Below are 6,344 nucleotides of genomic sequence, written 5' to 3'. Positions count from 1 at the left end.
CGCCGCGTTGTGGGTGGCTCGGACGGCGTTGCGGCCGGTGGACCGGTTGACCGAGGCGGTGGAGCACATCGCGCGGACCGAGGAGCTGGGGACCACGATCGCGGTCTCCGGCAAGGACGAGATCGCCCGGCTCAGCGAGTCGTTCAACTCCATGAGCACCGCCCTGGCCAGCTCCCGCGACCGGCAGTCGCAGCTGATCGCCGACGCCGGACACGAACTGCGCACCCCGCTGACCTCCCTGCGCACCAACGTGGACCTGCTGGTCCGCAGCGAGGAGACCGGACGCGCCCTGCCCCAGGCCACCCGCACCCGCATGCTGGGCAACATGAAGGCCCAGATGGTCGAACTGTCCACCCTGATCGTGGACCTGCTCGAACTCTCCCGCCCCACCCGCCCCAAGGGCTCCAAGCCCCTGGAAGTCCTGGCCCTGCACGACACCACCGCCCGCGCCCTGGACCGCGCCCGCCTGCGCGGCCCCGGCCTGACCTTCAACGTCGACCTGCGCCCCTGGTACGTACGCGCCGACGCCCACGCCATGGAACGCGCCGTCATCAACCTCCTCGACAACGCCGTCAAATTCAGCCCACCCGACGCCAGCATCGACGTCGCCCTGCGCTTCGGCACCCTGACCGTACGCGACCACGGCCCCGGCATCCCCCCCGACGACCTCCCCCACGTCTTCGACCGCTTCTGGCGCTCCCCCTCCGCCCGCCAGATGCCCGGATCCGGCCTCGGCCTGGCCATCGTCGCCCAGACCATCCGCGACGCCGGCGGCGAAGTCACCCTCACCGCAGCCGACCCCAAACCCGACGGCACCACCGGCGGCGCCCTCGCCACCGTCCAACTCCCCGGCGCACCCACACCCCCACCACCCACACCACCGACCGTGCCGGCGATCACGGCCGACGAAGAGGTCTCGCCCGGAATATGAGACAACTCGTCCCACTAATTGGATAGTCCGCCATGATGGCCCCGCAGGCACGGACGACTGCGGGGAGGCAGCCATGGGGATCACCGAGGCGAGGGCCGGAGCGGCGGCAGGGACGACCGGCGCCGGCGGCCGGAACCGTCGCTGGCTGATGCTGGCCCTCGGCACCGCCGCCCAGACCAGTTCGTTCGCCTTCGTCTACGGGCTCCCCTATCTGATCCCGGTGCTCCGCGGGGGCGAGCGGCTGAGCCTGTCCCAGGCGGGGCTGCTGGTGGCCTGCCCGACGGTGGGGCTGCTGCTGGCCCTGTACGCCTGGGGCGCGGCCGCCGACCGCTACGGCGAGCGGGTGGTGCTGGCGTCGGGACTGGGGCTGGCGACGGCGGCGCTGACGGGATCCCTGCTGGTGCACGGCCTGGTGCCGCTGGGTCTGACGTTCGCGCTGGCCGGAGCCGCCGGGGCGTCGGTGTCGGCGGCCAGCGGACGGGTGGTGCTGGGCTGGTTCCCGCCCGAGCAGCGCGGACTGGCGATGGGGATCAGGCAGACCTCCACTCCGCTGGGCATGCTGGTCGCGGCCGTCTCGATGCCGCCGCTGGCGGCGGCGCACGGGCTGCACGGCGCGCTGCTGTTCGTCACCGTGCTGAGCGGCGCGATGACGGTGCTGGTGGCGCTGCTGGTGGTGGACCCCCCGCGGCCGCCGGGTTCCGGCAAGGGCACGGCGGCCGCTCCGGGCGGCGCCCGGCCGGTCTCCCCGTACCGGGGCTCGCGGACGCTGTGGCGGATCCACGGGGCCAGCGCGCTGATGGTGTGGCCGCAGTTCACCGTGGGCGCGTTCGGGCTGGTCTTCCTGACCGACGTCCGGCACTGGTCGCCGGTCGCGGCCGGTCAGCTGATGGCCTGCGGCCAGGCGCTGGCCGCCTGCTGCCGGATCGGCGCCGGGCGCTGGTCCGACGCGGTCGGCAGCCGGCTGCGGCCGATGCGGGCGCTGGCCGCCGCGGTGGGCGCGGCGTCGCTGCTGCTGGCCGCCTGCGCGCAGTGGTGGCCCTCGGCGGCGTCGGTGGTGCTGCTGGTGCTGCTGTGCGGGCTCTCGGCGAGCACCAACGGGCTGTCCTTCACCTCGGTCGCCGAGCTGGCCGGACCGCACTGGGCCGGCCGCGCCCTGGGCGTCCAGAACATCGGCCAGAACCTGACCGCCTCGCTGGCCCCGCCCCTGGTCGGCGCCTTGATCAGCGCAAGCGGCTACGGCGCGGCGTTCGCGTGTGCGGCGGCGTGCGGGGTGGCGGCGATCGCGGTGGTGCCGGTGCGTGCTTGAGTGCGGGCCGGTTGCAGGCCCCAGGGGGCGCGGGGAAGAGCGCGACCAGCCATGCACACGGCGCGCCCGACAGCGGTCGGCAACCGCTTAGAGTCCAAGGATGGACACGGTTCAGGTAGTCGAAACGGTGAACGAAGCAGAGCTCGCCGCAGTGCGCACCCTGCTTGCGGCGGCGGCGGAGAGCGACGGCCGGACCGCCGTCTCCGAGCAGGGCCGCCTCGCACTCCGCGGGCCCAAGCCCGGCGTGCGGCATCTGCTGCAGTGGGACAGCGGAGCCCTCGTTGGTTACGCGCAGGTGGACGGCCCCGGCACGGCCGAGCTGGCGGTGGACCCGGCCCGGCGGCGCCAGGGGCACGGCCGGGAGCTGGCCGAGGCCGCGGTCCGGGCCGGCGCCGTCCAGGCCTGGGCGCACGGCGGCCACCCGGGCGCCCGGCGGCTGGCCGAGCAGCTGGGCTTCGAGCTGGTCCGGGAGCTGCGGCAGATGCGCCGCCCGCTGCCCGCCGTGGAGGCGGACGCCGAGATCCCCCTCCCGGAGGGCGTGCGGCTGCGCACCTTCCGCCCCGGCGCGGACGACCGGGCCTGGCTGGCGCTGAACGCCGCCGCCTTCGCGCACCACCCGGAGCAGGGCGGCTGGACCGCGCAGGACCTGGCCGACCGGCTGGCCGAGCCCTGGTTCGACCCGGCCGGCTTCTTCCTGGCCGTCCGCGGCGACGAGCCGGTCGGCTTCCACTGGACCAAAGTGGAGGGAGGCGTGGGAGAGGTCTATGTCGTCGGGGTCGGTCCCGCGGAACAGGGGAACGGCCTCGGCAGGGCGCTGACCTCGGTCGGACTGCGGTACCTGGGCCGCGACCGGGGCCTGGACACGGTGCTGCTCTACGTCGACGCCGATAACCCGGCCGCCGTGCGGGTATACGAGAAGCTGGGCTTCACGGTGTACGAAGTGGACCTGATGTACCGCTCGACCGGCCCGCGCTGAGGCGTCCGCGTCAGCTTTCCTGCAGGCCACCCGCCATTCACTTTCAGTTCAGACGCCGTTGCAAAGATCACCGAATGCAAGCCGCAGGGGCAACGACGAAGTGCCGGACACCCTGCATGAGGAGCTGCCCGCCATGACCGCCGCCCGATCTGCCGCCACACCGGCCACCACTCCGGCCGTCACCAACGGTGTCCCCACCGTCACGCCTTCGACAGGGGTCCCGGTCATCCCGACGCTGCTCCCGGACAGCCCGGACGGCCCGGGTTCCGTCGACTTCGCCGAGTTCGACCAGGAGCTGCCCGCCGGACGCTTCCTGGACCGCGAGCGCAGCTGGCTGGCCTTCAACGAACGGGTCCTGGAGCTCGCCGAGGACCCGGAGACCCCGCTGCTGGAGCGGGTCAAGTTCCTGGCGATCTTCGGCAGCAACCTGGACGAGTTCTTCATGGTCCGGGTGGCCGGCCTGAAGCGCCGGATCGCCACCGGCGTCGCCACCCGTTCGGCCGCAGGCCTCCAGCCCCGTGAGGTGCTGGAGAAGATATGGGGCCGCTCGCGCGAGCTGATGGCCCGGCACGCCGCCTGCTTCCAGCAGGACCTGCTGCCCGAACTGGCCGCCGAGGGCATCGAACTGGTGCGCTGGAGCGAGCTGACCGACAAGGAGCAGGGCCGGCTGCTGATCCTTTTCCGGCAGCAGATCTTCCCGGTGCTCACCCCGCTCGCGGTCGACCCGGCGCACCCCTTCCCGTACATCTCCGGCCTGTCGCTCAACCTGGCCGTGGTGGTGCGCAACCCGATCAGCGGCCACAAGCACTTCGCCAGGGTCAAGGTCCCGCAGTCGCTGCACCGCTTCCTGGAGGCCTCGCCGCAGCGCTACGTCCCGCTGGAGGACGTGATGGGCGCCTACCTGGAGGAGCTGTTCCCGGGGATGGAGGTGCTGGAGCACCACGCCTTCCGGGTGACCCGCAACGAGGACCTCGAAGTCGAGGAGGACGACACCGAGAACATCCTCAAGGCCCTGGAGAAGGAGCTGATGCGGCGCCGCTTCGGGCCCCCGGTGCGGCTGGAGGTCGAGGAGTCCATCGACCCCTACGTGCTGGACCTGCTGGTCCGCGAGCTGAACATCTCCGAGTCCGAGGTCTACCCGCTGCCCGGGCCGCTGGACCTGACCGGCCTGTTCGCCATCGCCGGACTGGACCGCCCCGAGCTGAAGTACCCGGCGTTCGTCGCCGGCACGGCGCGCGGGCTGACCGATGTGGAGTCGGCCTCCCAGCCGGACATCTTCGCCGCCGTGCGCGAGCGCGACGTGCTGCTGCACCACCCCTACGACAGCTTCTCCACCTCGGTGCAGGCGTTCCTGGAGCAGGCCGCCAACGACCCGGACGTGCTGGCGATCAAGCAGACCCTGTACCGGACCTCCGGCGACTCCCCGATCGTGGACGCCCTGATCGACGCCGCCGAGTCCGGCAAGCAGGTGCTGGTCCTGGTCGAGATCAAGGCCCGCTTCGACGAGCAGGCCAACATCAAGTGGGCCCGCAAGCTGGAGGAGGCCGGCTGCCATGTCGTCTACGGCCTGATCGGCCTGAAGACGCACAGCAAGCTGTCGCTGGTGGTCCGCCAGGAGGGCGACACGCTGCGCCGCTACGCGCACGTCGGCACCGGCAACTACCACCCCAAGACCGCCCGCATGTACGAGGACCTCGGCGTGCTCACCGCCGACCAGCAGGTCGGCGCGGACCTGTCGGACCTGTTCAACCGGCTCTCCGGCTACTCCCGCCGGGAGTCCTACCGGCGGCTGCTGGTGGCCCCGCGCTCGCTGCGGCAGGGCCTGGTCTCCCGGATCCACGACGAGATCACCCACCACCGGGCCGGCCGGCCGGCCCGGATCCAGATCAAGGTCAACTCCATCGTGGACGAGGCCGTCATCGACGCCCTCTACCGGGCCTCGCAGGCCGGCGTCCAGGTCGACGTGTGGGTGCGCGGCATCTGCTCGATCCGGCCCGGGGTGCCCGGACTGTCCGAGAACATCCGGGTCCGCAGCATCCTCGGCCGCTTCCTGGAGCACTCCCGGGTGTTCGTCTTCGGCAACGGCGGCGACCCCGAGGTGTGGATCGGCAGCGCCGACATGATGCACCGCAACCTGGACCGCCGGATCGAGGCGCTGCTCCGGGTCACCGACCCGGGCCACCGCGCCGAACTGGCCGGGCTGCTGGAACTGGGCACCGCCGACGACACCTCGTCCTGGCACCTGGGCGCCGACGGCACCTGGACCAGGCACTCCCACGACGCCGAGGGCAGACCTCTGCGCAATGTCCAGGAGTTGCTCATCGACTCCCGGCGGCGCAAGCGCAGCATCGGCGGCTGGGGCCAGAGTGGCTCGACAGCCTGACAGACCGGGGCACCCCGACGGGGCTCGGGACCGCAACGACGACGACGGGGACTTACGCACCATGACCGACGCAACCCCGGCCGCGGAGGCCCCGTCGGCGGCGCAGATGTCGCAGCAGGTGTCACCGCAGCTCGCGCACCAGAACCGGGCCGCGGCAGTGCTCGGCGACGGTTCCGCCGCCGAGCTGCTGGCGGTGCACCTGGCGGCCCAGGCCGGGGACTTCCTGCGCGGCCTGCCCTCGGTCGACCTGCACACGCTGCGCCGGGTCGGCGCCGCGCTGCACACCTTCGAGTCGCTGCTGGACCCGGCCTGGTCCCGGGAGATGCGCGAGGAGCTGGCCCGGCTCGGGACCGTGCTGGGCCAGGAACGCGCCTACGGGCGCAGACTCACCCGGCTGATGGCCGGACTCGACTCGCTCACCAGCACCGACCCGGGCTCCGGTGCCGATGCCCGCGCCGGCGCCGGCGCCGTGACGGCGGGCAAGCCCGCAGCGGGCGCGCCCACCGCCGGGCCGGTGCCGCACCAGCGCGAGGCCGAGGGGCTGCTGGCCCGGCACCCCGGCGCGCCCAAGGCCCGGGCCCTGCTGGAGCGCCAGCTCACCCTGGGCCGCTCCCGGGCCCACACCGCCGCCCTGCAGGAGCTGGGCTCGGCGCGGTTCCACGCGCTGGCCGACCGGATGACGCTGCTCGCCTCCGACCTGCCGCTGCGGGCCGGCCGCGGCGACGCCCCGGCCGACGAGCTGCTGTGC

Annotated in this window: 5 protein-coding genes; all 5 read left to right on the top strand. The window is 73.1% G+C overall.

Translation table 11 applies throughout. The features are described 5' to 3' along the window. Nucleotides 1-931, top strand: a 931-nt coding sequence (locus tag TR46_RS33285; protein WP_042409534.1) for a HAMP domain-containing sensor histidine kinase, incomplete at its 5' end; no start/stop codon positions are given. A gap of 73 nt (nt 932-1,004) precedes the next feature. Then, nucleotides 1,005-2,237, top strand: coding sequence for an MFS transporter (locus TR46_RS33280; protein ID WP_042409512.1), 1,233 nt, complete (start codon nt 1,005-1,007; stop codon nt 2,235-2,237). A gap of 100 nt (nt 2,238-2,337) precedes the next feature. After that, a complete protein-coding gene (mshD, locus tag TR46_RS33275; protein ID WP_042409510.1) occupies nt 2,338-3,213 on the top strand; it encodes a mycothiol synthase in 876 nt (291 codons plus the stop codon). A 133-nt stretch (nt 3,214-3,346) separates the two neighbouring features. After that, entirely contained in the window at nt 3,347-5,596 is a 2,250-nt protein-coding gene (locus tag TR46_RS33270; RefSeq protein ID WP_042409531.1) for an RNA degradosome polyphosphate kinase, read from the top strand. Nucleotides 5,597-5,657: 61 nt separating this feature from the next. Beyond that, nucleotides 5,658-6,344 (top strand): CHAD domain-containing protein (locus TR46_RS43515; RefSeq protein WP_174505180.1); only part of this gene is annotated, 687 nt, incomplete at its 3' end.

It is taken from the genome of Streptacidiphilus carbonis (genome assembly GCF_000787775.1).
In the GTDB taxonomy this organism is placed as follows: Bacteria; Actinomycetota; Actinomycetes; order Streptomycetales; family Streptomycetaceae; genus Streptacidiphilus; species Streptacidiphilus carbonis.
Note: the sequence above shows the minus strand (reverse complement) of the source record. Positions and strands in the feature narration are given on the sequence as shown.

Bases quoted from the DNA above. Each gene is read 5' to 3' on its own strand.
- TR46_RS33270 (WP_042409531.1), top strand. From the start codon at position 3,347: ATGACCGCCGCCCGATCTGCCGCCACACCGGCCACCACTCCGGCCGTC.
- TR46_RS33280 (WP_042409512.1), top strand. From the start codon at position 1,005: ATGGGGATCACCGAGGCGAGGGCCGGAGCGGCGGCAGGGACGACCGGC.
- mshD (WP_042409510.1), top strand. From the start codon at position 2,338: ATGGACACGGTTCAGGTAGTCGAAACGGTGAACGAAGCAGAGCTCGCC.